Origin of the sequence: Pseudomonas mendocina (assembly GCF_003008615.1) — a bacterium.
In the GTDB taxonomy this organism is placed as follows: domain Bacteria; phylum Pseudomonadota; class Gammaproteobacteria; order Pseudomonadales; family Pseudomonadaceae; genus Aquipseudomonas; species Aquipseudomonas mendocina_C.
In genome coordinates this window covers 1362394-1386250 of the sequence record NZ_CP027657.1, presented here as the reverse complement: position 1 = coordinate 1386250, position 23857 = coordinate 1362394, and the positions used below count along the sequence as shown (strand labels likewise).

Sequence of the window (23857 nt, the reverse complement as noted above, 5' to 3'; positions counted from 1 at the left end):
ACGTCTACGCCATTACTAAAAAGAGAAAAAAGCGATTCAACTGACTTTGGAATACGCCCCATGCCCATCCTTCAACGTGCATCCCATCATGAGTTGCGCAGTGCCTTTCGTGCTCTGCTGGCTTCCAACCGCTGTTATCACACCGCTTCGGTTTTCGACCCGATGTCGGCCCGCATCGCTGCCGATCTCGACTTCGAGGTCGGCATCCTCGGGGGCTCCGTCGCTTCCCTGCAGGTGCTCGGTGCGCCTGATTTCGCCCTGATCACCCTGAGCGAGTTCGTCGAGCAGGCCGCGCGCATTGGCCGCGTGGCGCGTCTGCCGGTGATCGCCGATGCCGACCACGGCTACGGCAACGCGCTCAACGTGATGCGCACCGTGGTCGAGCTGGAACGCGCCGGCGTCGCCGCACTGACCATCGAAGATACGTTGCTGCCAGCACAATTCGGCCGCAAGTCCACCGACCTGATCTCCATCGAGGAAGGCGTCGGCAAGATCCTCGCTGCGCTGGAAGCACGCGTCGATCCGGATCTGGCGATCATCGCCCGTACCCATGCCGGCGTGCTTGAGGTGGATGAAGTGATCCGCCGCACCCGTGCCTACGAGGCTGCTGGTGCCGATGGCATCTGCCTGGTCGGGGTCAAGGACTTCGCCCACCTGGAGCAGATCGCCGAAGGCCTCAAGGTGCCGCTGATGCTGGTCACCTACGGTAACCCGGAGCTGCGCGACAACGAGCGCCTGGCGCGCCTGGGCGTGCGTATCGTGGTCAACGGTCATGCCGCCTATTTCGCTGCGATCAAGGCCACCTACGACTGCCTGCGCGAGCAGCGCGGCGCTCAGCCGTGCGACCTCAATGCCACCGAGCTGACCCACAAGTACACCATGCCCGAGGATTACATTCTCTGGGCCAAGGAGTTCATGGAAGTCCGCGAATAGCCTCCCTCGACGGGCAGCACTTGCACTTCGCATTCCCCGGGCGCATATCTGTCCGGTGAGTGCGAGGAGGTTGAGCATGGCCAGCGGTTGGGCGAACGACGACGCGGTACAGGAGCAGATCGACAGCAGCATCGAGGACGCCGTCGCGCGTGCTCGTAGCCAGTTGCCGAAAGGTGAGAGCCTGCGTCACTGCGAGGAGTGCGATGCTGTCATTCCCGAGGCGCGTCGCCAGGCCATTCCCGGCGTGCGCCTGTGCGTCAACTGTCAGGCCGAGCACGACCGGGAGAATGCTGCTTTCACCGGATACAACCGTCGCGGTAGCAAGGACAGCCAATTGCGTTGATCCGCCAGCGGGGCACCTATCCATGAACTGACGGTCTAGTGCTACTACGACCGTGACTCAGGAAGAGGTGCCTGCATGACGATTTTCGAAGCCCTACGCATCAGCCACGACATCCAGCGCGACCTGGCGCAGAAACTGGTCGCCACCCGTGGCGACAGTGCCGAGCGCCACGCCTTGTTCTCTCAGCTCAAGCAGGAGCTGGCCGTGCATTCGGTGGCCGAAGAGCGGCATTTCTACATCACCCTGATGCAGCAGGACGCAGGTGTCGACCTGTCGCGCCATGCAATTGCCGAGCATCACGAGATGGACGAAATGATCGAAGATCTGGAGGAGACCGACCCCAGCAGTCCGAGCTGGCTGGCGCAAGCCAAAGCGCTGGCGGAGAAGGTCGAGCATCATCTCAAGGAAGAGGAGCGCACCTTCTTTCAGATGGCCGGGAAGCTGCTCAGCGACAAGCAGAAAGAGCGCTTGGCCGGTGATTACCTGAGTGCCTACGACGAGATGAAGCAGGCCTCCTGAATGAGCTAGCCTGAATGGTAATGGCGTTTTTCACCCGCCCTACAGGTTTGCGCAGGCGAGCAATCGCCTTCCCGTAGGGCGGGTGAAACCGGCCATTGTTGTCTCAGCCAGTCATTTCAGAACAGGAAATACCGCTGCGCCATCGGCAGCACTTCGGCCGGCTCGCACCAGAGCAGCTGGCCGTCGGCCTTGACCTGGTAGTTCTGCGGGTCGACCTCGATATCCGGCAGGTAGCCGTTGTGGATCAGGTCGGTCTTCTGCACCTCGCGGCAGCCTTTGACCACACCGATCTTCTTCTTCAGCCCAAGCTGCTCGGGCACGCCTGCGTCGAACGCCGCCTGGCTGATAAAGGTGATGCTGGTGGCATGACGGCTGCCGGCGTAGCTGGCGAACATCGGCCGGTAGTGCACCGGTTGCGGCGTTGGGATCGAGGCGTTGGCGTCGCCCATCAGGCTGGCGGCAATCGCCCCGCCTTTTAGGATCAGCGTCGGCTTGACGCCGAAGAAAGCCGGGCGCCACAACACCAGATCGGCCCACTTGCCCACTTCGATGGAGCCCACTTCATGGCTGATGCCGTGGGTGATGGCCGGGTTGATGGTGTATTTGGCGATGTAGCGCTTGGCGCGGAAGTTGTCGTTGCCGGGGGCGTCCTCGGGCAGGGCGCCGCGCTGCTTCTTCATCTTGTCGGCGGTCTGCCAGGTGCGTGTGATGACCTCGCCGACACGGCCCATGGCCTGGCTGTCGGAACTGATCATGGAGAATGCGCCGAGGTCGTGGAGGATGTCCTCAGCCGCAATCGTTTCGCGGCGGATGCGGCTCTCGGCAAAGGCCACGTCCTCAGCGATGCTCGGGTCGAGGTGGTGGCAGACCATGAGCATGTCCAGATGCTCGTCGATGGTATTGCGGGTGAACGGGCGTGTCGGGTTGGTCGAGGACGGCAGCACATTGGGGAAGCCGCAGGCCTTGATGATGTCCGGGGCGTGGCCGCCGCCAGCACCCTCGGTGTGATAGGTGTGGATGGTGCGGCCCTTGAACGCGCCGAGGGTGGTCTCGACAAAGCCGGACTCGTTCAGCGTGTCGGTGTGGATCGCCACCTGCACGTCGTATTCATCGGCGACCGACAGGCAGTTGTCGATGGCCGCCGGGGTGGTGCCCCAGTCCTCGTGCAGCTTCAGGCCGATGGCGCCGGCCTTGACCTGCTCGATCAACGGCTCCGGCAGCGAGGCGTTGCCCTTGCCGGTGAAGCCCAGGTTCATCGGGAAGGCGTCGGCGGCCTGGAGCATGCGCGCCATGTGCCACGGCCCGGAGGTGCAGGTGGTGGCGTTGGTGCCGGTGGCCGGGCCGGTGCCGCCGCCGATCATGGTGGTGACGCCGCTCATCAACGCTTCTTCGATCTGCTGCGGGCAGATGAAGTGGATGTGGGTGTCGATGCCGCCCGCGGTGAGGATCATGCCTTCACCGGCGATCACCTCGGTGCCCGCGCCGATGGCGATGGTCACGTCCGGCTGGATATCCGGGTTGCCGGCCTTGCCGATGGCGGCGATACGACCGTCCTTGAGGCCGACGTCAGCCTTGACGATGCCCCAGTGGTCGATGATCAGCGCGTTGGTGATCAGCGTGTCGACCACGTCGGCGGCGCACAGTTGGCCCTGGCCCATGCCGTCGCGGATCACCTTGCCGCCGCCGAATTTCACTTCTTCGCCGTAGGTGGTGAAGTCCTTTTCGACTTCGATCCACAGGTCGGTATCGGCCAGGCGCACCTTGTCGCCGACGGTGGGGCCGAACATGTCGGCGTAGGCTTGGCGGGAAATCTTCATTGGAAGTCCTCGTAGGGTGCGCTGTGCGCACCGTTGCTATCTCTGTCGTTGCTGGTGCGCACGGCGCACCCTACGGGCTATAGATCGCCCATCACCCGGCCGGCGAAGCCGAATACGCGGCGTGCGCCGGCCAGATCGACCAGTTCGACCTCACGGCTCTGCCCCGGCTCGAAACGCACGGCGGTGCCGGCCGGGATATTCAGGCGCATGCCACGGGTGCTGGCGCGGTCGAACAGCAGGGCGTCATTGGTTTCGAAGAAGTGGTAGTGCGAGCCGACCTGAATCGGTCGGTCGCCGCTGTTGGCCACGGAAAGGGTCAGGGTACGGCGACCGGCATTGAGCTCGATCTCGCCGTCGGCAATCTGGTATTCGCCGGGAATCATGGGCTGCTCACTCCAGAATCAGTTGCATGAAGGTCAGATCCAGCCAGCGGCCGAACTTGCGGCCGACCTGGGGCATCTGCCCTGTGGTAACGAAGCCGAGGCGCTGGTGCAGGCGGATCGAGGCGGTGTTCTGCGACTCGATGGCGGCGACCATGACGTGCAGGTTGGCGGCGCGAGCGTGCTCGATCAGCGCCTGCATCAGCGCCGGGCCGAGGCCGAGGCCGCGCTGGTCGGCGCGTACGTAGACCGAATGCTCGACGGTCTGGCGAAAGCCTTCGATGGTGCGCCAGGTGCCATAGCTGGCGTAGCCGAGCACCAGGCCTGCGGCGTCACGCGCTACCAGCACCGGAAAGCCGGCTGCCGTGCGTTCGACCAGCCAGGCACGGCGGTTGGCGAGATCCACCAGGGTCTCGTTCCAGATCGCCGTAGTGAACTCCACCGCGTCGTTATAGATGGCCAGGATGCCGGGCAGGTCGGCTTCACCGGCGTCTTGAATCGAATAGGTCATGACTTAAGCAATCGGCTGGTGGACGGTCACCAGCTTGGTGCCGTCGGGGAAGGTGGCTTCGATCTGGATTTCCGGGATCATCTCCGGCACGCCTTCCATCACCTGATTACGACTCAGCAGGGTGGTGCCGAAGTGCATCAACTCGGCGACGGTCTGGCCGTCGCGCGCACTTTCGAGCAGGGCGGCGGAGATATAGGCCATGGCCTCCGGGTAGTTCAGCTTCACCCCGCGCGCCAGGCGGCGTTCGGCCACCAGGCCGGCGGTGAAGATCAGCAGCTTGTCTTTCTCGCGTGGACTCAGATCCATCGTTCGCTCCAGTTCATGGGGTGGCTGCAGGCAGCCTCCGCCTCAGGTATTCCAGATTCGGGGTGGCACCGCTTCGCGACCCAGCAGCGTCGGGCGTAGCAGACGCCAGAGTTCGATCAGCCAGGCTCGTGCCTTGAGCGCTTCGCTGGCCAGGCAGCGCGCGATCAGCAGGCCCGACAGTTGGCTGAGATCACCGCGCACGCCGTCGATTTTCAATTCACGGCAGCGCTCCAGCAGCTCGCTGTCCACTTCGCCGCTGACCAGCAGGGTGGCGAACACCGGCTGTCCGTCGAGGCCGATGGGCGAGTCGAGCAGGCCGTCGCCACCGGTCACGCGCTGGCGTTCATGCCAGAGCAGCTTGCCATCGCGGCGGACGTCCAGCGCGGCCTGGAAATGGCCGCTGGTAAAGCGCTCGTCGGCAGCAGGGCGGCCAAGGGCGACGATGTCCCAGTAGAACAGGCGGGCGTCACCGCACAGGTCGATCTGTGTGTGCAGTTCGGCCTGGGCGCCGGCATAGATGATGGTTTCCTGCGGCAGCCATTCCAGGGTGGCGCCGGCGTCGACGCGCAGATGTAGATCCTGATGGGCGACACCTGCGGCGCGATACCACTTGGCCGCGCCGGGGCTGGTGAGCTGTACCCAGGTGTGTTCGCCGGCGTGGGCCGATATGTCGAGGCGGTCACCACCGGCAATGCCGCCGGGTGGGTGGACGATGATGTGCTGGCAGACTTCGGGCCCTTCTGCGTACAGGTGCTTCTGCACTCTAAGAGGGCCGAGGTGGCGCCTGCGCACCGGTGTGGTGCGCTCACCGTGGCGCGCGTAGGCCAGCTCCAGCTCGGCGGGCCAGCTTGGCGTGAACAGGGTGGCAGGCAGATTCATGTTGAGGCAGCGGTTCCGCAGGATAGTTGACCGAGTGGGCAAGCAAGAGGCGTGCCCTGAACCAATTCGGTGCGCCTATGCACCTGCTTGCACCTGTGGCCAGTCGCGGTGCTGCATCTGGCTCTGCCTTATCGCGCCTGGCCAGCTCTAGAGTCGGGCGTCGATTCGTGCGGAGTGCTCATGTTCATTCTTATCGCCTTCGCTGCGGGCCTGGTGCGCGGCTACAGCGGCTTCGGTTTCGCCATGCTGATGGCGCTCGGGCTGATGCTGCAGTTGCCGCCTGCCGAGGCGGTGCCGGTGGCGCTGATTCTCGACGTGGCCTGCAGTGTGACGCTATGGCCGGCGGCGTTGCGCGCCGTGCATGGGCGCGTGCTGGGGCGTCTGTTGGTTGGCATGCTGCTGGCGGTGCCGCTGGGCGCCTGGCTGCTGCTGTGGCTGCCGGCGCACATCATGGCGCCGCTGGTGGCGGTGCTGTGTTTGTGTGGGGGCATGCTGGTGTTGTGGCGGCCCTCCGTTGCCACGCCGGTGAGCCAGGGCATGGCCTGGTTGGCGGGGCTGGCATCCGGCCTGGCGACCACCTTGGCCTCGGCTGGCGGCCCGCCCTTGATGATCTACCTGCTGCGCAGCGGCCTCGACGCAGGTCAGTTGCGCGGTACAGCGGTGCTGTTCTTCCTGGCCAGCAGTGGCGCTGCGCTGATCGGGCTGGGTGTCGCGGGTGTGCTGAGCGGCGGGCAGTGGCGGCTGGCGCTGGAGCTGGCACTGCCGGCGTTGGCCGGCAACCTGCTCGGCCAGTGGTTGCATCCACGCTGGCAGCCCTTGTCGTTGCGGGTGTTGGTCGGAGGGTTGCTGGTGCTGTTGTCGTTGGGCAGCCTGCTGAAGGCGATCATGTAGGGTGCGCTGCGCACACCGAGAAGTATCCGTTGCTGCGGGATCACGGCGGTGCGCACGGCGCACCCTACGGGCGGGTTCGGAGTCGATGACCCGCCCTGAGAGGCTCGTCCTTCAATCGCGGTCGATGGCGAAGGGCGACCAGGCCTGGCGGCTCGGCATGATTTCCAGGCGGTTGATGTTGATATGGTCGGGCAGGGTGGCGACGTAGAAGATCTGCTCGGCGATATCTTCGGCGGTCAGCGGTGTGGTAGTGCCGTACAGCGCGTCGGAGGCAGCCTGGTTGCCCTTGGTGCGCACCAGGGTGAACTCGGTCTCGGCCATGCCCGGTGCGATGTCGGTGACGCGCACGCCGGTGGACACCAGGTCGCAACGCAGGTTGAAGCTGAACTGTTTGACGAAGGCCTTGGTGGCACCGTACACATGGCCGCCCGGGTAGGGCCATTCGCCGGCCACCGAACCGATGTTGATGATGCTGGTGCCCTTGCCGATTTCCAGCAGCTTCGGCAGCACCGCGTGGGTGACGTTGACCAGGCCGGTGACGTTGGTGTCGATCATGGTGTGCCAGTCTTCCAGGGCGACCTTCTGCGCGGCTTCCGGGGCCAGCGCCAGACCTGCGTTGTTGACCAGCACGTCGATACGGTTGAAGGGTGCCTGGAGGCTGTCGACCAGCGCCTTCACTGCCGCCGCATCGCGCACGTCGAGCGCGGCGATATGCACCGGTACCTTGTCCTGCAGTTCGGCCTTCAGTTCTTCCAGGCGCTCCAGGCGTCGGCCGCTGAGCACCAGGGCCCAGCCGGCCTCGGCGAAGCGTCGTGCCGTGGCGCGGCCGAAACCGGATGTCGCGCCTGTGATGAATGCCACCTTGCTCATGGATAACCTCGTTTTGCTATCAGGGTTCATGGCCTGCTCCTGCATCCGCTATCGGGCGCAGCTAGAGCAGTCCTACTGGGGCGGGGCGCCAGTGTAAGGCGTTCGGCTAAAGGCCGCGCTCCACAGCTGGCCGCGGATTCATGCGGACAGTTCGAGGAACTTGCGCACGCGTTCGGTTTCCGGGTTGGTGAAGAACTTCTCCGGCGCGGATTTCTCGATCAGCAGGCCCTTTTCCAGGAACACCACCTGATCCGACACCGCGCGGGCGAATTCCATTTCGTGGGTGACCACGATCATGGTGTAGCCCTCGCTGGAGAGGTTCTTCATCACCGTCAGCACTTCGCCGACCCGCTCCGGGTCGAGTGCCGAGGTCGGCTCGTCGAACAGGATCACTTCCGGGCTCATGGCCAGGGCGCGGGCAATCGCCACGCGCTGCTTCTGCCCACCGGAGAGGGTGTAGGGAAAGGCCTCGGCCTTCTGTTCCATGCCGACCTTTTCCAGCAGCGTCTGGGCGATGGCGCGGGCTTCGTCCTTGCGCATCTTCTTCACCTGCATCGGTGCTTCCATGACGTTCTGCAGCACGTTCAGGTGTGGCCACAGGTTGAAGCTCTGGAACACCATACCGGTGCGGGCGCGAATCGCCGCCAGGTCGCGGTTGTTCATGCGCTTGCCCTGGACGTCGACGCCGATGCGCTGGCCGGCGATGTGAATACTGCCGCGATCCGGCTCTTCGAGCCAGTTGATGCAGCGCAGCAGGGTGGATTTGCCCGAGCCGGACGAGCCCAGCACGCTGACCACCTCGCCCTTGTTCACGGTCAGCGAGATGTCGCGCAGCACCTCGACGCCGTCGAAGCTCTTGGAAAGATTGTCGATCTGTACCGCAGGTGCCTCAGGCATGTTCGAAACCTCGTTTGGCGCCGAACCGGCTCGCCCACTTGAGCGCCAGTTCCAGGCAGATGCTGATGATCCAGTACAGGGCGATGACCACGATGAATGCCTCGCTGGGAATGAAGTAGGTGGCCTGCACCGAGTTGGCCGCTGCGGTCAGCTCCTGCACGGTGATGATGGTGAGAAAGGCGGTGTCCTTCAGTGCGTAGATCAACTGATTGCCGAGCAGCGGACGGGTGCGGATCACCAGTTGCGGCAGGATGATCCGCCAGTACAGGCGACCGGGGCGAAAGCCATGGGCCTTGGCCGCCTCGACCTGGCCGAGCGGCAGCACCAGGCGCGCGCCACGCAGGATCTCGGCGAAGTAGGCCGCGTGATAGATGGCCAGCGCCACCAAGCCCGCGCCCCAGGCGCTGGGCTTGATGCCCAGGGCCGGCAGGCCGTAGTAGAGCAGGTAGGCCAGCACCAGGAAGGGCAGCATGCGCATCAGGTTGATCGCCCCGCGCAGCAAGGTCGACAGCCAGTTGCGGCCCTCCAGCAGGTAGACGCTGAAGCAGCCGATGACGAAGGCCGCCAGCACCGACAGGGCGAACAGGATCAGCGTGTTGAGTGCGCCGTTGAGGAAGGCGCCGCGCGCTTCCCAGATGATGCTCCATTCGGTCATGGTCGCGTCCTCACATGGCCAGTCGGTTGGCTTTCTTCTCGGCGATGGCCTGCACCTTGAGCAGCACGCCGATGATCAGCATGTACAGCAGGGCGGCGGCGAGAATCGGTGGCAGCGGCTCGTAGGTCACGGCGCTGATGCGGTTGGTCACGCGGGTCAGGTCGACGATGCCGATCACCGCGATGGCCGGGCTGCTCTTGATCAAAAAGGACATCTCGTTGACCAGGCCGGGCAGGCTGCTGGTGATCATCTGTGGCAGCATGATGCGGCGGAAGAACACGCCATTGGTCATGCCGCAGGCCAGCGCCGCCTCCTTCTGCTCGCGGGAGAAACTGATGAAGGCCGTGCGCCACACCTCGGCGTTGAAGGCTGCGGTGTTCAGGGTGAGGGCGAGAATCGCCGCCGTGTTGCGATCCATGGCCAGGCCGAAGGTGGGTGCCGAGAGGAAGATGAACAGCACCAGAGTGACCAGCGGCGTGGCGCGCGCCAGGCTCACGTAGAGGATCAGCGCCTGTTCCACGAAGGGGATGCGTGCCATGCGCAGGAGCGCAATGCCCAGGCCGATGACCACGCCCAGTGCGATGGCGATCGAGGAGATCCACAGAGTCGTCCAGGCGCCTTCGAGCAGCAATAACCAGGCTTGTCCGTTCATGTCGGGCTCCTAGAAAAATGGTGGGGTGTTGCAAGCAAGGTCAGGGCCAGGGCTGGCCCTGATAGACGGCATTGCGTTGACGATGTGCATGTAGGGTGCGCCGTGCGCACCGAAGCGCTGGCACCGTTAATGCTGGTGCGCGCGGCGCACCCTACGGCCATCACTCAGTCGGCCGCCGGCCTGCTGTCATTACATGCCGGCGAGCTTGTGGAATTGCTCGACGTTGCTGATCGGCTCCTTGGGCATGGCCGGGAAGGCCTCGCCGAACCACTTGGTCTGCAACTCGGCCAGGCGGCCGTTATCGCGCACCTCGGTCATGAAAGCGGTGAGGAATTTCAGTAGCTCGGGGCTGCTCTTGGGCACCGGCCAGGCGGCAAAGCCGTCACCGGAGACTGCGATGCCCTTGGCGAAGGTGTCGCCACGGGTCTTGACCAGGTCGTTGACCGAAATCAGCGCGTTGATCACGTAGTCCAGACGGCCGTTAGCCAGGTCGGCGTAGGCCTCCGGGTAGGACGGGTACTCGGTCACGGTGCCGATCTCGCAGCCTTCGTCGGCCATCATCTTCTTCAGCTCCGGCAGGCGTGCGAGCAGGGCGCTGCCGGCCTGAAGGCCGACGGTCTTACCACACAGACTGGCGATGTCGCTGAGGCGGTCGTCACCGGCGCGCTTGACGTAGAAGTGCTGCGCGGAGGCGAAGGGCGGGGCGAAATTGAACACGCGCAGGCGGTCGTCGGTGACCAGGGCGCCGGTGAAGGCCATGTCGTACTGGCCGGCCGAGACCGAGGCGAGCAGGCCGGTCCAGGGCAGGATTTCCTGCTTCACGTCGAAGCCCTGGGCCTTGGCGTAGGACTTCAGGTCTTCCAGCAGCTCCTTGTGAAACCCTTCCGGCTTGCCGTCGACGATGAAGTTGAACGGCGCGTAGTCATCCTCGGTGGCGACGGTCATCACGCCCTTGGACTTGATATCGTCGAGGTCGGCATGGGCGCTCAGCGAGGCGCCGACCAGGCAACTGGCCAGGGCCAGCTTGCGCAGCAGGCCGAAGGATTTGGAATCGGTGTTCGATGGCTTCATGGGCGTGCTCCAGAGGTGTCGACAAGGGTTGTCCAGGCCGCTCGGCGGCGGTTTCGTTTTCACCTTAGAGACGCCTGTCGAGCCGGCGATAGGGGCAGTTCCGGCCTTTGTTCTGGCCAGTGACAGTGGCGCGCTACTTGCTACATCACAGGGTTGTTTGGATGTTGGAGGGCGCCATGATCGATCACTTCTACCACCTCGATTTCGACCGTCAGCGCGGCCTTCAGGAGCAGCTTCGCGAGTCGCTGGTGTCGGCCATTCTCGGTGGCGGTTTCCCGGCCGACGAGCCGCTACCTTCGTGTCGCAAGCTGTCCCAGCAGTTGTCTGTGTCGCGCAATACCGTGGCGCTGGTGTACGAGAGCCTGCTCGACAACGGCTACCTGGTCAGCCGCCCGCGCAGTGGCTATTACCTGCATCCCGATTACTGCGGGCAGACCGATGCCGTCCTGCGCATGACGCCACTGCGCAAGCCGGAACCGTCCGATGACAGCAGCGCCGCCACTGCCCCGGATTGGGCCACGCGCTTTCGCATGCAGCCCAGTTTGAAGCACGGCGTATTGCGCCCGAGCAACTGGAGCCGCTTCACCTACCCGTTCATCTACGGCCAGCCGATCAGCGAGCTGTTCCCGCTGGAGCGCTGGCGCGAGGTGTCGCGCAAGAACCTCAGCGGCGAGCGCGACCAGGGCTGGCTGGGCGACCGCTTCGACAGGGACGACGAGCAACTGATCGAGCAACTGCGTACCCGCGTGCTGCCTAAGCGCGGTATCTGGGCGCGTGCCGATGAGATCCTGGTGACCCTGGGCTCGCAGAATGCGCTGTATCTGCTGGCCAGTCTGCTGATGGCGCGCGGGGTGCGCGTGGGTGTGGAGAACCCCGGCTTTCGTGATGCCGCGAGTATCTTCGACCTGCATGGCGCCAAAGTGCACCTTCAGGATGTCGACGACCAGGGCCTGGTGGTGGATCGGCGCCTGGATGACTGCCAGTACCTTTACGTGACGCCAGGGCACCAGGTGCCCACCGGCGTAGCGATGAGCGCGGCGCGGCGCGAGCAACTGCTGCGGCAGATTCGCGAGCACGACCAAGTGCTGATCGAGGACGACTACGACGCCGAATTCAATCTCGACAACCACCCGCTGCCGGCGCTCAAGGCCAGCGACAGCAGCGGCCGGGTGATCTACCTGAGCAGCTTGTCCAAGGCCTTCTCGCCGGGGCTGCGGATCGGCTACATGGTGGCCGACGCCGAGCTGATTGACGAGCTGAGGGCACTGCGCCGGCTGATGTACCGCCACCCGCCGCTGAACAACCAGCGCATGCTCGCCGATTTCCTCGCTCAGGGACATTACGATGCTCACCTGCGGCGTTTTCGCGAGGAGCATTGCCGCCGCCGCGAGCTGCTTTACCAGGCGCTGCGCAGCGACCTGAGCGACTGCCAGCCGATGGGCAGCCCCGGTGCCAGCGCCTGCTGGCTGGCCGCGCCTGCGGGCGTCGATACCCAGCGCCTGGCCTGGGCAGCAGCGCAGCAGAGCGTGCTCATCGAATCCGGGGCGCAGTTCTTCCTCGGCGACGGCACGGCACCGACCAACTTCATGCGCCTGGGGTTTCACGCCATCGATGCCGAACGCATTCGGCCGGGCGTGCAGAAACTGGGTGAGGTGTTGGCGGGGTTGTGAAGAGCGGTCGCGGCTGAAGCCCCTCCCACAAGACGTCGCTTCATATGTGAGAGCAAGGCCACTGCGGTGACTGGTTTTCCGGATGTCGCAGAGCTGTGGGAGCGGCTTCAGCCGCGATGTTGTTTCGATCGTAGGGCGGATTTCACGATCCACCATTTGCGGGGCCGTGCGCGATGTCGGTCCGCGATCTGGGCCCCCAGTACCACCCTCTCCCCAGCCCTCTCCCATAAATGAGAGAGGGGGCAGTTTGCGGCGTGGCTGGCGCCGGAGGCAGAACCGCAGTCCCCGGATTGCATCCGTGCTACGCAGCCTTCCCGAGTTTCGCAGACCTTGTGGGAGCGGCTTCAGCCGCGACGGTTCTCAGGCAAAGCGCGGCGCGAACAGGACGAACACCTCGTCGAAGATCGCCAGCGCCTCGTTCACCTGCGCGGCGCTGACGATGCACGGCGGCACCACATGGATGCGGTTTTCCACCACGAAGCTGAGCAGCCCGCGGGAGGTCAGCGCCGCTTTCATTTCCTGCATAACCGGCGCCGGCATCGGCGTCTTCTTCTGCACGTCGCTGACGAACTCCAGTGCCCAGAACAGGCCAATACCACGCGCTTCGCCGATCATCGGGTAGCGCTCGGCCAGCTTCTGCAGGCCTGGGCCGAGCACCTGGGCGCCAATGTCCCGGGCGTTCTCCACCATGCCTTCTTCGGCCATCGCATCCAGGGTGGCGACGATGGCGGCCATGGCCAGCGGGTGGCCGGAATAGGTCAGCCCGCCGGGGAAGAAGTGCGTGTCGAAGTGCTTGCAGATCGGCTTGGAGATCATCACCCCGCCCGCTGGCACGTAGCCGGAGTTGACGCCCTTGGCGAAGACGATCAGATCCGGCACCACGCCGAAATGCTCCAGCGCCAGCCAGGCACCGGTGCGGCCGAAGCCGGCCATCACTTCATCGCAGATCAGCAGAATGCCGAACTCGTCGGCCAGCTTGCGTACGCCCTGCATGTAGCCTTTGGGTGGCACCAGGATGCCGGCGGTGCCGGGGATGCTTTCCAGCAGGATGGCGGCGATGGCGCCCGGCCCCTCGCACTCGATAACCCGGCGCAAGTGCTGCAGGGCACGCGCACATTCTTCTTCTTCGTTCGCCGCGTTGAACTCGCTGCGGTACAGGTAGGGATTGAAGAAGTGCACGTGGCCACGGGCGTATTCGTTGGGTATGCGGCGTGGGTCGCCAGTGGCGACGATGGCCGCGCCGGTGCTGCCATGGTAGGAACGGTAGGCGGAGAGGATCTTGTCGCGGCCGGTGTACAGGCGCGCCATACGCATGGCGTTCTCGTTGGCATCGGCGCCGGCGTTGGTGAAGAACACCTTGGAGAAGCCAGCCGGTGCGCGGGCGAGGATGCGCTTGGCCGCCTCGCCGCGCATCAGGTTGGCGGTGGCCGGGGCGATGGTCACCAGGCTGCCGGCCTGTGCCTGGATGGCGGCGATGACCTTCGGGTGCTGGTGGCCGATGTTGGTGTTGACCAGTTGGCTGCTGAAGTCGAGGTAGCGTTTGCCGTCGTAGTCCCACAGCGTGCAGCCCTCGCCACCGGCGATCACCAGCGGGTTGAGGGCGCCCTGGGTCGACCAGGAGTGGAAGACGTGCTGGCGATCCAGATCGTGGACGTACTGGTTGTTGATCGGTGTGCTCATGATGACCTCGGGCTGGCCGTTGCGGATGGCTGCACCATAGGAACAAAGCTGCCGGGTGCCGTAGGGCCAGATGCCGGAAGTGGCCGGGTCAGCGCGTCTGGCTCGCCGACGTCGGGCAACTGTCCCTAGGCGCTTTGTGTGCACAGGCTAGGCTGGAGGCATCCGTTTTCAGGAGTGAAACCATGGCCCATGCATTCGAGATCAACACCGCCCCGCTGGCGTCCACCGAAGGCCTTGATAGCCCCGCAATCGCCCAGGCGCGTATCGACCTGGCCGCCTGTTTTCGCATGGCTGCCAGGCTCGGCATGGGCGAGGGCATCTGCAATCACTTTTCCGTGGTGGTGCCGGGGCGGCCCGAGCTGTTTCTGGTCAACCCTTATGGCCTGGCTTTCGCCGAGGTCACGGCCTCGTCGCTGCTGATCTGCGACTTCGAGGGGCGCGTGGTGTTGGGCGAGGGGCGCCCGGAGGCCACGGCGTTCTTCATCCATGCCCAGTTGCACCGCCTCAACCCGCGTGCCACGGCGGCGTTTCACACCCATATGCCCAACGCCACGGCGCTGTGCATGCTGGAGGGCGAGCCCTTCATCTGGGCCGGACAGACGGCGTTGAAGTTCTATGAGCGTCTGGCGGTGGATGAGGATTATCAGGGCCTTGCCCTGAACTACGCAGAGGGCGAGCGCATCGCCCGTGCGGCAGGTGATGCCGATGTGGTGATGCTGAAGAACCATGGCCCGCTGGTGCTGGGGCCGAGCATTGCCGAGGCCTGGGACGACCTCTACTACCTGGAGCGTGCCGCCGAGGTGCAGCTCAAGGCCATGGCCAGCGGTCGTCCGTTGAAAGCGGTGGCGCCGGCGATTGCCAGTGCGGCGTGCCGGCAGATGCTGCAGGGCAACGCCGAAAGTGCGTACCTGCATCTGGAGAGCGTGAAGCGTCAGTTGCTGCGCGAGGGGGCGGATTTCGCCGAGTGAAGGGCTGAATTGAGGCCGTAGCAACCATTCGATTTCGGTGGGCTAAAGCGGGGCGCCGCCCGGCCCACCCTACAAATCGCTCGCCTGCCGTAGGGTGGGCTTTAGCCCACCAATTGACGCTTCCTGGATGGATCTGGCGGGTTACACCCGCCCTACGTTCCGCATCAGATCGCCACCAACCCGCGTACGCCTTCGGCTTCCATGTTCGCGCCACGGCCCTGCTGGACGATCTCGCCACGGCTCATCACCAGATACTGGTCGGCCAGCTCGGCGGCGAAGTCGTAGAACTGCTCGACCAACAGGATGGCCATGTCGCCACGGGCGGCGAGCTTCTTGATCACCGCGCCGATCTCCTTGATCACCGAGGGCTGGATGCCTTCGGTGGGCTCGTCGAGGATCAGCAGGCGCGGCTGACTGGCCAGAGCGCGGCCGATGGCCAACTGTTGTTGCTGGCCGCCGGACAGGTCGCCGCCACGGCGATGTTTCATCTCACGCAGTACCGGGAACAGCTCGTAGATGAACTCGGGTACGGTCTTGGCCTGGCTGCCGGGGAAGCGCGACAGGCCCATCAGCAGGTTTTCCTCGACCGTCAGGCGGCCGAAGATCTCGCGCCCCTGCGGCACGTAGGCGATGCCGGCATGCACGCGCTGGTGCGGTTTGAAGCCGGTGATGGCCTTGCCTTCCCACTGCACGCTGCCGTCTTTGGCCGGGATCAGGCCCATCAGGCATTTGAGCAGGGTGGTCTTGCCCACGCCGTTGCGGCCGAGCAGGCAGGTGACTTCGCCGACCTTCACGTCGAACGACAGGCCACGGAGGATGTGGCTGCCGCCGTAATACTGGTGGAGTTGTTGGACTTGCAGCATATCGATGTCCTTTTCATTTTGTGGGAGGGGCCGGGCGGCGATCCGCTTTAGCCGCAACGCTTTTGATCTTTGAGAGCTCGGGGCTAAAGCCCCTCCCACGGTTGGTGTCAGCGCCCCAGATAAACCTCGATCACCCGCTCGTCGTTCTGCACCTTCTCCAGCGAGCCTTCGGCCAGCACGCTGCCTTGGTGCAGCACGGTGACGTGGTCGGCGATGGAGCCGACGAAGCCCATGTCGTGCTCGACCACCATCAGCGAGTGCTTGCGCGCCAGGGACTTGAACAGCTCGGCGGTGAACTCGGTCTCGGCGTCGGTCATGCCCGCCACCGGTTCGTCGAGCAGCAGCAGGTGTGGCTCCTGCATCAGCAGCATGCCGATCTCGAGGAACTGCTTCTGGCCGTGGGAGAGCAGGCCGGCCGGGCGGTGGCGCGAGGATTCCAGGCGAATGGTTCCCAGCACTTCGTCGATACGGTCGCGTTGTTCGCCCGTGAGCCTGGCACGCAGGCTGGCCCACACCGATTTGTTGGTCTTCTGCGCCAGTTCCAGGTTCTCGAACACCGACAGCGCTTCGAACACCGTGGGCTTCTGGAACTTGCGGCCGATGCCAGCCTGGGCGATTTCCACTTCGCTCATGCGGGTCAGGTCGAACTGCTCGCCGAAGTAGGCCACACCGCTGTCCGGGCGGGTCTTGCCGGTGATCACGTCCATCATGGTGGTCTTGCCGGCGCCGTTGGGGCCGATGATGCAGCGCAGCTCGCCGACGCCGATGTACAGGGTCAGGTTGGTCAGCGCCTTGAAGCCATCGAAGCTGACGTTGATGTCTTCCAGGGTGAGGATGGTGCCGTGACGGACGTTGACGCCCTTGCCCAGCAGGTTGCCGGTGTCCAGCGCCAGGCCGGTGGGGTCGAAGGCAGCTTCGAGCATGGTTTCGGGTACCGGAGTGGCTCTCATTGATCCTTCTCCTTCTTCAGCAGGCCGACGACGCCTCTGGGTAAGAAGAGCGTGACGACGATGAACAGTGCGCCCAGGGCGAACAGCCAGTATTCCGGGAAGGCCACGGTGAACCAGCTCTTCATGCCGTTGACCAGGCCGGCGCCGAGCAGTGGGCCGATCAGCGTGCCGCGGCCGCCCAGGGCGACCCAGACGGCGGCCTCGATGGACTGGGTCGGCGCCATTTCGCTGGGGTTGATGATGCCCACTTGCGGTACGTACAGCGCACCGGCCAGGCCGCACAACACTGCGCTCAATACCCAGATGAACAGCTTGTAACCGCGCGGATCGTAGCCGCAGAACATCAGGCGGTTCTCGGCATCACGCAGTGCGGTGAGCACCCGGCCGAACTTGCTGCGCGCCAGGCGAAAACCCAGGTACAGGCTGCCCACCAGCAGCATCACGGTGGCGAAGAACAGCACGGCACGGGTGCCCTGCGCAGTGATGTCGAAGCCGAGGATGCGGGTGAACCCGGTAAAGCCGTTGTTGCCGCCGAAGCCGGTTTCGTTGCGGAAGAACAGCAACATGCCGGCGAAGGTCAGTGCCTGGGTCATGATCGAGAAGTACACGCCCTTGATTCGCGAGCGGAAGGCGAAGAAGCCGAACACCAGGGCCAGCAGGCCGGGGGCCAGCACCACCAGGCACAGCGCCCAGAGGAAGCTGGAGGTGCCGTACCAGTACCAGGGCAGCTCGCTCCAGGCGAGAAAGCTCATGAACGCCGGCAGGCCGTCACCGGCGCTCTGGCGCATCAAATACATGCCCATGGCGTAGCCGCCGAGGGCGAAGAACAGGCCGTGGCCGAGCGACAGCATGCCGGCGTAGCCCCAGACCAGATCCAGCGCCAGGGCGACGATGGCGTAGCAGAGGATCTTGCCCACCAGCGTCAGGCTGTAGGCCGAGACGTGCAGGGCGTGGTCGGCCGGTAGCATGTGCAGCAGCGGCATGGCGAGCAGGATCGCCAGCACCACCAGGCCGATGGCCAGCGAGATCCGTGGGCCGAGCTTGGCGCTGGCGCGCGCCAGCAGCGTTTGGTTTATCGCATTCATCAGTCGGTCACTCGTCCTTCAAGTCCGTAGGGCGGTGCAACCCGCCGCAGCAGTGATGGCGTTTGGTCTGTCTCTGGCGGTTTTCACCCGCCCTACGCGTGATGGCGCAATAACGGTCTCTGGTCATCAGTCGATCACCCGTCCTTTGAGCGCGAAGAGGCCTTGCGGGCGTTTCTGGATGAACAGGATGATCAGCGCGAGGATGAGGATCTTGCCCAGCACGGCGCCGATCTGCGGCTCGAGGAATTTGTTCACCACGCCCAGGCCGAAGGCCGCCAGCACGCTACCGGCCAACTGGCCGACGCCGCCGAGCACCACCACCAGGAAGGAGTCGATGATGTAGCTCTGGCCGAGATCCGGGCCGACGTTGCCGATCTGGCTCAGGGCCACGCCGCCGAGGCCGGCGATCCCCGAACCCAGACCGAAGGCCAGCATGTCCACGCGGCCGGTGGGCACGCCGCAGCAGGCGGCCATGTTGCGATTCTGCGTCACGGCGCGCACGTTCAGGCCCAGGCGCGTCTTGTTCAGCAGCAGCCAGGTCAGGACAACGACGAACAGGGCGAAGCCGATGATGACGATACGGTTGTACGGCAGCACCAGGTTCGGCAGCACCTGGATGCCGCCGGACAGCCAGGCCGGGTTGGCCACTTCGACGTTCTGTGCGCCGAAGGTGACGCGTACCAGCTGGATCAGGATCAGGCTGATGCCCCAGGTGGCCAGCAGGGTTTCCAGCGGGCGGCCGTAGAGGTGGCGGATCACCGTGCGTTCCAGGGCCATGCCGATGCAAGCGGTGACCAGGAAGGCAATCGGCAGTGCGGCCAACGGGTAGAGCGTGAGGTATTCGGGGGCCAGGCGCTGGAAGCTGAGCTGCACCACATAGGTGGTGTAGGCACCGAGCATCAGCATCTCGCCATGGGCCATGTTGATCACCCCGAGCAGGCCGAAGGTGATGGCCAGACCGAGGGCGGCGAGCAGCAGGATCGAGCCGAGCGACAGGCCGCTGAAGGCCTGACCGAGCACTTCGCCGATCATCAGCTTGTTCTTCACCTGGGCCAGGCTCTTCTGCGCGGCGGCGCGTACCTCGGCATCGCTTTCCTGCGCTGGATCAAGCAGGGCTTCCAGGCGCACGCGGGCCAGCGGATCGCCGGTCTGGCCCAGGCGCTGCACGGCAGCCAGGCGCACGGTCGGGTTGGTATCCGCCAGCTGCAGGTTGGCCAGTGCCAGGGTCAGTGCGTCACGCACGTTCTCGTCGGCCTCGGCGCTCATGCGGCTTTCCAGCAGCGGCAGCAAGGCCGGCGGTGTATTGCGTTGCAGCTGCTTGGCGGCGGCCAGGCGTGCAGCGACATCGTGTTCGAGCAACTGGTGGCTGGCGACGGCGACCGCCACCAGACCGCGCAGGCGGTTGTTCAGACGCAGTTTGCGCGGCGTTCCATTGGCTTCGGCTGCACCATCGGCGGCTTGCCAGGTGCCGTCCTGTTCGATGAAGGCGCGCTTGTCGCTGTCACCGGCGACGCGGCCTTGCTGCAGCGCTTGCAGCAAGGGCATGCGCGCGGTGTTGGGCGCTGCGGCCCAGTCCTGCAGCAGGCTGGCCTGCTGGCCGGCATTGGCGGCGACGAAGTCGTCGGCCTCGCCAGCGCTCGCGATCAGCGGCAGCAACAGCAGCAGGCTCAGAAGAATTCGGGTAAGGGCAGTGGGCATAAGGGGTGTCCTTGGCGTAGCCCGGATGCAATCCGGGGTGAGCGTCCCGGATTGCATCCGGGTTAGGGCTGCCCTCTCCCACTGCCCCTGCGCCCTGAATGGGAGAAGGGGCTGGGGGAGAGGGGCTTTTGCCTTATGGATGCTCTGAAATTACCGTCATTCCCGCGCAGGCGGGAATCCAGAGGCCACGAAACGCCTGGGCTCTCGCCTGCGCGGGAGTGACGATAAACAGTTCTTTCAGGGCATCCTCAGTTCGACTTCACCGGGGTGTCGGCTTTCTTGTCGTTGCCTTCGATGAAGGGGCTCCACGGCTGGGCACGGATCGGGCCTTCGGTTTCCCAGACCACGGAGAACTGACCGTCTTCCTGGATCTCGCCGATCATCACCGGCTTGTGCAGGTGGTGGTTCTTCTCGTCCATTTTCAGGGTGAAGCCGCTCGGCGCTGCGAATTCCTGGCCGGCCATGGCTTCACGCACCTTGTCGACGTCGGTGGTGCCGGCCTTCTCGACCGCCTGCGCCCACATGTGGATGCCGACGTAGGTGGCTTCCATCGGGTCGTTGGTTACCACGGTGTCGGCGTTCGGCAGCTTCTTGGCCTTGGCGTAGGCTTTCCAGTCGGCGACGAACTTCTCGTTGACCGGGTTCTCCACGGACTGGAAGTAGTTCCAGGCCGCCAGGTGGCCGACCAGCGGTTTGGTGTCGATGCCGCGCAGTTCTTCCTCACCCACGGAGAAGGCCACCACCGGTACTTCGGTGGCTTCCAGGCCCTGGTTGGCCAGTTCCTTGTAGAACGGCACGTTGGAGTCGCCGTTGACGGTGGAAACCACGGCGGTCTTGCCGCCAGCGGAGAACTTCTTGATGTTGGCGACGATGGTTTGATAGTCGCTGTGGCCGAAGGGGGTGTAGACCTCTTCGATGTCCTTGTCGGCGATGCCCTTGCTGTGCAGGAAGGCGCGCAGGATCTTGTTGGTGGTGCGCGGGTAGACGTAGTCAGTGCCGAGTAGGAAGAAGCGCTTGGCGCCGCCGCCGTCTTCGCTGAGCAGGTATTCCACCGCCGGGATGGCCTGCTGGTTTGGCGCCGCACCGGTGTAGAACACGTTCGGCGACATTTCTTCACCCTCGTACTGCACCGGGTAGAACAGCAGGCCGTTGAGTTCCTCATAGACCGGCAGCACGGATTTGCGCGATACGCTGGTCCAGCAGCCGAAGGTCACCGCGACCTTGTCCTGGGTCAGTAGCTGGCGGCCGCGCTCGGCGAACAGCGGCCAGTTCGATGCGGGGTCGACCACCACCGGCTCCAGTTGCTTGCCGAGCACGCCGCCCTTGGCGTTGATCTCGTCGATGGTCATCAGCGCCATGTCTTTCAGCGAGGTTTCGGAAATGGCCATGGTGCCGGACAACGAGTGCAGGATGCCGACCTTGATGGTCTCGGCGGCCTGGATGGACCAGGACAGGCCCATGGCGGCGATGGAAGCGGAAAGGGTGAAGGCCTTGATCAGGCTGCGACGTTGCATGGTGCGATCTCCATTCACAAGTGTGAGTAAGCGGACAGCGTTGTTATTGGTCATGCAGTGAAGGTCATGGCCCGGTTATTCCGGCATCGGCTCTACGCGCTGACGAGCGCCGTACAGCTTGTGCAAGGTGATCGAATGCACCTCTGCCTTGCTGACCTCTATATGGCCCTTGAGCAATTGCTGTGCCTCTTCTGAGCGACGGGTCAGGATTGCCTCGAGAATTTGCTGGTGTTCGGCATAGGTCAGGTCGATGCGCTGCGCCTGAGTGAAATCCAGCCGCCTTAGAATGCGGATCTTCTCGCTGACCTCGCGGTGGACGCGGGCCATCTCCTGGTTGCCGGCCGCGTCCAGCAACTGGCAATGGAAGGCCTCGTCGAGGCGCGAAACCGCGACGCCGCCCTGCAGTTGCTCGTCCTTTCGCACCATCCAGGTGCGCGCGAGTGCCTGCAGTGCAGCTGGGTGTTCGTCCGTGGGGCGCAGGCAAAGTCGGCGTACAGCTTCGAGTTCGAGGACGATGCGCAGCTCGTACAACTCATCGAATTGGGCGAAGTCCAGCGGGCGAACCTGCCAGCCGCTGCGAAAGTGCACGTCGAGAAAACCCTCGCGCTGTAGGCGATGCAGCGCCTGACGCACGGGCGTGCGGCTGGCTGCCATGCGCTCGGCGACCTCGCCTTCGGAGAAGCGGTCGCCGGGCATCAGGCGGAACTCGAAGATGTCGTCCTTGAGCTGGGCGTAGATACGCTCGGCCAGGCTCTGCGGGCGCTCGGTAGAACGTGGCATCAGTGTGCTCAGGCCCTGGTGCTGGCAATGAACGCGCGCCAGCCACCGAAGCTGGTGATGTCGCGCGCGCCGTCCAGGGCGTAGGGCTCGCAGATGAAGCCCTTGACCCAGCGGCCGTCGGCCAGCTCCAGATTGCCGATACCCAAAGGTGGCGGGATCTCCGCGACGAACTCACCGAAGCGCGCCTGCGGCACGTCCCACAGCTCGACGATTATCTCGGCGCCGTCCTCGGCGACCCGCGCCAGGCCCGGCTTGGGCGGCACGGTGCCGGGCAGGGCGTACAGGCGGTAATGCGCGGCGCTGGTGGTCTGCTCCACCAGCACGGCATCGCGGCTGGTCAGCTGGAAGTTCAGCGGCATGCCGGTCAGGTGCGCACCGACCACGGCGACGCGGATACTGCCCGGTGCTGGCTTGTCGCTGGCGCTTTGTGTTGGCAGCGGCTTGCCGGTGGCACCCAGCGGCAGGGCGAGGGCCTGCTGCCAGCGTTGGCCGAAGGCGGCCAGCGCCTGGTCATGCCAGGCCGGGGCGAGCAGGGTGATGCCGGCCGGCAGTCCGTCGGTACGCAGACCCGCCGGGACTGCCAGGGCGGACAGGTCGGCGAGGTTGGTGAAGTTGGTGTAGGTGCCGAACTGGCTGTTGAATAGCACCGGTTCGACTTCCATCTCGGCCAGGGTGCGAATGGTTGGTGAGGTGGGCACCACCAGGGCATCGAAGCCGGCCAGGGCGTCGTTGATCTTCCGGCTCAATTCGGCGCGAATGTATTCGGCCTTGTAGGCATCGCAAGCACTGTACTTGTGGCCGTTTTCGACGATACCGCGCACCACCGGGTTGATATGTGCTGGATCGACACCCTCCACCGCGACGGTGCGCTCTGCAACCCAGGAGCCGTAATAGAGCTGCTCGGCCAGTTGCTGGAAGGGGGTGAAATCGATCTCCACCAGCTCGGCGCCGAGTTCGCGCAGCTTGCCCAGGGCGCTGGCATAGACGGCCTGGTTCTGGCAGTCGCCGAAGAACTCGGGGTTGGCCGGCACCGCCAGGCGCGGTTGGGCTGGCATGCCGACCTTGGCGCTGGCCGGGTTCTGGCGGCTGTAAGCATCGGCGGCGTCGTAGCCGCCAGCGATGTTGGCCACGGCCAGGGCATCGCTGACGGTCAGGGCGAACACCGAGATGCAGTCCAGGGTGCGGCAGGCCGGAACCAGGCCGGTATTGGGCAGCCAGCCCTTGGTCGGCTTGAGCCCGACGATATTGTTGAAGCCTGCCGGTACACGGCCGGAGCCGGCGGTATCGGTGCCGAGGGAGAAGGGCACCAGGCCACGCGCGACCACGCTGGCCGAACCCGAGCTGGAGCCGCCGCTGACGTAAGCCGGATTGAAGCTGTTGGGCACCGCACCATGAGGCGAACGGGTACCGACCAGGCCGGTGGCGAACTGATCGAGGTTGGTCTTGCCGATCAGGATCGCGCCAGCGGCGCGCAGGCGGGCGACCACAGTGGCATCGGCCCCGGCCTGGTAGGCGAATTCGGGGCATGCAGCGGTGGTGGGCCAGCCGGCGGCGTCGATATTGTCCTTGATGGCGAAGGGCACACCGTACAGTGGCAGCCTGCTCAGGTCGCCGCCTGCGCCTTGCAGTGCGCTGGTCAGGGCGTCGAGTTGAGTGTCCAGTTGGGCTTCGCTGGCCAGGGCGATCCAGGCGGTGTCGTCAGCGCGCAGTTCTCGGCGCAGGGCGTGCAGCAGTTCGGCAGGCGATTGGCCGTCACGGTAGGCCTGTTGCCATTGCGCGAGGGTGAAAGCGATCGGTGTGTGGTTCATGCGTTTAGATCCCATCTTGTATCCAAGTTGGGATCAGCAGAGCAATGACGGTGCCAGCTCTAATAAAGTCCTTTATTTCATGTGCTTAGTCTTATTTGAATGGCGCAAAAGATTGGT

At 64.7% G+C, this 23857-nt stretch carries 24 protein-coding genes; 6 read left to right on the top strand and 18 right to left on the bottom strand.

Annotated features, from left to right (window positions below):
• Positions 1–60 precede the first annotated feature (60 nt).
• The 3 genes from C7A17_RS06470 to C7A17_RS06460 all read left to right on the top strand — a co-directional run bounded on the left by C7A17_RS06470 (position 61) and on the right by C7A17_RS06460 (position 1795).
• Positions 61–933 carry an isocitrate lyase/PEP mutase family protein gene (locus C7A17_RS06470; protein ID WP_106737248.1) on the top strand — a complete coding sequence of 291 codons (873 nt, stop codon included), beginning with the start codon at positions 61–63 and terminating at the stop codon, positions 931–933.
• A 76-nt stretch (positions 934–1009) separates the two neighbouring features.
• On the top strand, positions 1010–1276 hold the full coding sequence (locus C7A17_RS06465; RefSeq protein WP_106737247.1) for a DksA/TraR family C4-type zinc finger protein: 267 nt from the start codon (positions 1010–1012) through the stop codon (positions 1274–1276).
• Between the two features lie 75 nt (positions 1277–1351).
• The gene (locus tag C7A17_RS06460; protein WP_106737246.1) at positions 1352–1795 is read left to right on the top strand and encodes a hemerythrin domain-containing protein; all 444 of its coding nucleotides are present in this window, start codon (positions 1352–1354) and stop codon (positions 1793–1795) included.
• Positions 1796–1911: 116 nt separating this feature from the next.
• Here the strand turns inward: C7A17_RS06460 and ureC are convergent, their stop codons facing one another.
• The 5 genes from ureC to C7A17_RS06435 all read right to left on the bottom strand — a co-directional run bounded on the left by ureC (position 1912) and on the right by C7A17_RS06435 (position 5688).
• On the bottom strand, positions 1912–3612 hold the full coding sequence (gene ureC / locus C7A17_RS06455; protein ID WP_106737245.1) for an urease subunit alpha: 1701 nt from the start codon (positions 3610–3612) through the stop codon (positions 1912–1914).
• 77 nt (positions 3613–3689) lie between these two features.
• Complete coding sequence (locus C7A17_RS06450; protein ID WP_106737244.1) at positions 3690–3995, bottom strand: urease subunit beta; 306 nt, start codon at positions 3993–3995, stop codon at positions 3690–3692.
• A 7-nt stretch (positions 3996–4002) separates the two neighbouring features.
• The gene (locus tag C7A17_RS06445) at positions 4003–4503 is read right to left on the bottom strand and encodes a GNAT family N-acetyltransferase (RefSeq protein ID WP_106737243.1); all 501 of its coding nucleotides are present in this window, start codon (positions 4501–4503) and stop codon (positions 4003–4005) included.
• A 3-nt stretch (positions 4504–4506) separates the two neighbouring features.
• Positions 4507–4809 carry an urease subunit gamma gene (gene ureA / locus C7A17_RS06440; protein WP_106737242.1) on the bottom strand — a complete coding sequence of 101 codons (303 nt, stop codon included), beginning with the start codon at positions 4807–4809 and terminating at the stop codon, positions 4507–4509.
• Positions 4810–4851: 42 nt separating this feature from the next.
• On the bottom strand, positions 4852–5688 hold the full coding sequence (locus C7A17_RS06435) for an urease accessory protein UreD (protein ID WP_106737241.1): 837 nt from the start codon (positions 5686–5688) through the stop codon (positions 4852–4854).
• A 180-nt stretch (positions 5689–5868) separates the two neighbouring features.
• Here C7A17_RS06435 and C7A17_RS06430 point away from each other — a divergent pair, with 180 nt between their 5' ends.
• Positions 5869–6579: a sulfite exporter TauE/SafE family protein gene (locus tag C7A17_RS06430; protein ID WP_106737240.1), complete on the top strand. Its 711-nt coding sequence runs from the start codon at positions 5869–5871 to the stop codon at positions 6577–6579.
• Between the two features lie 111 nt (positions 6580–6690).
• On the opposite strand, the gene C7A17_RS06425 is transcribed toward C7A17_RS06430, so the two are convergent.
• From C7A17_RS06425 to C7A17_RS06405, 5 genes are all read right to left on the bottom strand, one after another.
• Entirely contained in the window at positions 6691–7449 is a 759-nt protein-coding gene (locus tag C7A17_RS06425) for an SDR family NAD(P)-dependent oxidoreductase (RefSeq protein ID WP_106737239.1), read from the bottom strand.
• A gap of 138 nt (positions 7450–7587) precedes the next feature.
• Entirely contained in the window at positions 7588–8346 is a 759-nt protein-coding gene (locus tag C7A17_RS06420; RefSeq protein ID WP_106737238.1) for an amino acid ABC transporter ATP-binding protein, read from the bottom strand.
• Positions 8339–9001: an amino acid ABC transporter permease gene (locus tag C7A17_RS06415; RefSeq protein WP_092379825.1), complete on the bottom strand. Its 663-nt coding sequence runs from the start codon at positions 8999–9001 to the stop codon at positions 8339–8341. The genes C7A17_RS06420 and C7A17_RS06415 overlap by 8 nt, the downstream gene beginning before the upstream one ends.
• Before the next feature lie 10 nt (positions 9002–9011).
• Positions 9012–9653 (bottom strand): amino acid ABC transporter permease, encoded by a 642-nt coding sequence (locus C7A17_RS06410; protein ID WP_106737237.1) that lies wholly within the window; start codon positions 9651–9653, stop codon positions 9012–9014.
• A 189-nt stretch (positions 9654–9842) separates the two neighbouring features.
• Complete coding sequence (locus C7A17_RS06405) at positions 9843–10724, bottom strand: transporter substrate-binding domain-containing protein (protein ID WP_106737236.1); 882 nt, start codon at positions 10722–10724, stop codon at positions 9843–9845.
• Positions 10725–10900: 176 nt separating this feature from the next.
• On the opposite strand from C7A17_RS06405, the gene pdxR reads away from it, so the two are divergent.
• Entirely contained in the window at positions 10901–12394 is a 1494-nt protein-coding gene (gene pdxR / locus C7A17_RS06400; protein ID WP_106737235.1) for a MocR-like pyridoxine biosynthesis transcription factor PdxR, read from the top strand.
• A gap of 360 nt (positions 12395–12754) precedes the next feature.
• Here pdxR and C7A17_RS06395 read toward each other — a convergent pair whose 3' ends face one another.
• A complete protein-coding gene (locus tag C7A17_RS06395; protein WP_106737234.1) occupies positions 12755–14074 on the bottom strand; it encodes an aspartate aminotransferase family protein in 1320 nt (439 codons plus the stop codon).
• Positions 14075–14256: 182 nt separating this feature from the next.
• On the opposite strand from C7A17_RS06395, the gene C7A17_RS06390 reads away from it, so the two are divergent.
• Positions 14257–15042 (top strand): aldolase, encoded by a 786-nt coding sequence (locus C7A17_RS06390; RefSeq protein WP_106737233.1) that lies wholly within the window; start codon positions 14257–14259, stop codon positions 15040–15042.
• A 164-nt stretch (positions 15043–15206) separates the two neighbouring features.
• Here the strand turns inward: C7A17_RS06390 and urtE are convergent, their stop codons facing one another.
• The 7 genes from urtE to atzF form a co-directional block, all read right to left on the bottom strand.
• Entirely contained in the window at positions 15207–15905 is a 699-nt protein-coding gene (gene urtE, locus C7A17_RS06385; RefSeq protein ID WP_106737232.1) for an urea ABC transporter ATP-binding subunit UrtE, read from the bottom strand.
• Between the two features lie 107 nt (positions 15906–16012).
• On the bottom strand, positions 16013–16855 hold the full coding sequence (urtD, locus tag C7A17_RS06380; RefSeq protein WP_106737231.1) for an urea ABC transporter ATP-binding protein UrtD: 843 nt from the start codon (positions 16853–16855) through the stop codon (positions 16013–16015).
• Positions 16852–17940, bottom strand: coding sequence for an urea ABC transporter permease subunit UrtC (urtC, locus tag C7A17_RS06375; RefSeq protein ID WP_106737230.1), 1089 nt, complete (start codon positions 17938–17940; stop codon positions 16852–16854). Before urtC ends, urtD begins: the two co-directional genes overlap by 4 nt.
• Before the next feature lie 126 nt (positions 17941–18066).
• Complete coding sequence (urtB, locus tag C7A17_RS06370; protein WP_106737229.1) at positions 18067–19638, bottom strand: urea ABC transporter permease subunit UrtB; 1572 nt, start codon at positions 19636–19638, stop codon at positions 18067–18069.
• Between the two features lie 248 nt (positions 19639–19886).
• Positions 19887–21152 carry an urea ABC transporter substrate-binding protein gene (gene urtA, locus C7A17_RS06365; protein WP_106737228.1) on the bottom strand — a complete coding sequence of 422 codons (1266 nt, stop codon included), beginning with the start codon at positions 21150–21152 and terminating at the stop codon, positions 19887–19889.
• Positions 21153–21227: 75 nt separating this feature from the next.
• A complete protein-coding gene (locus tag C7A17_RS06360; RefSeq protein WP_106737227.1) occupies positions 21228–21932 on the bottom strand; it encodes a GntR family transcriptional regulator in 705 nt (234 codons plus the stop codon).
• Between the two features lie 8 nt (positions 21933–21940).
• Entirely contained in the window at positions 21941–23740 is a 1800-nt protein-coding gene (gene atzF / locus C7A17_RS06355; RefSeq protein WP_199796396.1) for an allophanate hydrolase, read from the bottom strand.
• Positions 23741–23857: the final 117 nt, after the last annotated feature.

What these genes read in the sequence shown, in the direction of transcription:
- C7A17_RS06470 (WP_106737248.1), top strand. Translation starts at nt 61, where the DNA reads ATGCCCATCCTTCAACGTGCATCCCATCATGAGTTGCGCAGTGCCTTT.
- C7A17_RS06395 (WP_106737234.1), bottom strand. Translation starts at nt 14,074, where the DNA reads ATGAGCACACCGATCAACAACCAGTACGTCCACGATCTGGATCGCCAG.
- C7A17_RS06405 (WP_106737236.1), bottom strand. Translation starts at nt 10,724, where the DNA reads ATGAAGCCATCGAACACCGATTCCAAATCCTTCGGCCTGCTGCGCAAG.
- pdxR (WP_106737235.1), top strand. Translation starts at nt 10,901, where the DNA reads ATGATCGATCACTTCTACCACCTCGATTTCGACCGTCAGCGCGGCCTT.
- urtA (WP_106737228.1), bottom strand. Translation starts at nt 21,152, where the DNA reads ATGCAACGTCGCAGCCTGATCAAGGCCTTCACCCTTTCCGCTTCCATC.
- atzF (WP_199796396.1), bottom strand. Translation starts at nt 23,740, where the DNA reads ATGAACCACACACCGATCGCTTTCACCCTCGCGCAATGGCAACAGGCC.
- C7A17_RS06450 (WP_106737244.1), bottom strand. Translation starts at nt 3,995, where the DNA reads ATGATTCCCGGCGAATACCAGATTGCCGACGGCGAGATCGAGCTCAAT.
- urtE (WP_106737232.1), bottom strand. Translation starts at nt 15,905, where the DNA reads ATGCTGCAAGTCCAACAACTCCACCAGTATTACGGCGGCAGCCACATC.
- urtC (WP_106737230.1), bottom strand. Translation starts at nt 17,940, where the DNA reads ATGAATGCGATAAACCAAACGCTGCTGGCGCGCGCCAGCGCCAAGCTC.
- C7A17_RS06460 (WP_106737246.1), top strand. Translation starts at nt 1,352, where the DNA reads ATGACGATTTTCGAAGCCCTACGCATCAGCCACGACATCCAGCGCGAC.
- C7A17_RS06420 (WP_106737238.1), bottom strand. Translation starts at nt 8,346, where the DNA reads ATGCCTGAGGCACCTGCGGTACAGATCGACAATCTTTCCAAGAGCTTC.
- ureC (WP_106737245.1), bottom strand. Translation starts at nt 3,612, where the DNA reads ATGAAGATTTCCCGCCAAGCCTACGCCGACATGTTCGGCCCCACCGTC.
- C7A17_RS06465 (WP_106737247.1), top strand. Translation starts at nt 1,010, where the DNA reads ATGGCCAGCGGTTGGGCGAACGACGACGCGGTACAGGAGCAGATCGAC.
- C7A17_RS06430 (WP_106737240.1), top strand. Translation starts at nt 5,869, where the DNA reads ATGTTCATTCTTATCGCCTTCGCTGCGGGCCTGGTGCGCGGCTACAGC.
- C7A17_RS06360 (WP_106737227.1), bottom strand. Translation starts at nt 21,932, where the DNA reads ATGCCACGTTCTACCGAGCGCCCGCAGAGCCTGGCCGAGCGTATCTAC.
- C7A17_RS06390 (WP_106737233.1), top strand. Translation starts at nt 14,257, where the DNA reads ATGGCCCATGCATTCGAGATCAACACCGCCCCGCTGGCGTCCACCGAA.
- C7A17_RS06410 (WP_106737237.1), bottom strand. Translation starts at nt 9,653, where the DNA reads ATGAACGGACAAGCCTGGTTATTGCTGCTCGAAGGCGCCTGGACGACT.
- urtD (WP_106737231.1), bottom strand. Translation starts at nt 16,855, where the DNA reads ATGAGAGCCACTCCGGTACCCGAAACCATGCTCGAAGCTGCCTTCGAC.
- C7A17_RS06425 (WP_106737239.1), bottom strand. Translation starts at nt 7,449, where the DNA reads ATGAGCAAGGTGGCATTCATCACAGGCGCGACATCCGGTTTCGGCCGC.
- urtB (WP_106737229.1), bottom strand. Translation starts at nt 19,638, where the DNA reads ATGCCCACTGCCCTTACCCGAATTCTTCTGAGCCTGCTGCTGTTGCTG.
- C7A17_RS06435 (WP_106737241.1), bottom strand. Translation starts at nt 5,688, where the DNA reads ATGAATCTGCCTGCCACCCTGTTCACGCCAAGCTGGCCCGCCGAGCTG.
- ureA (WP_106737242.1), bottom strand. Translation starts at nt 4,809, where the DNA reads ATGGATCTGAGTCCACGCGAGAAAGACAAGCTGCTGATCTTCACCGCC.
- C7A17_RS06445 (WP_106737243.1), bottom strand. Translation starts at nt 4,503, where the DNA reads ATGACCTATTCGATTCAAGACGCCGGTGAAGCCGACCTGCCCGGCATC.
- C7A17_RS06415 (WP_092379825.1), bottom strand. Translation starts at nt 9,001, where the DNA reads ATGACCGAATGGAGCATCATCTGGGAAGCGCGCGGCGCCTTCCTCAAC.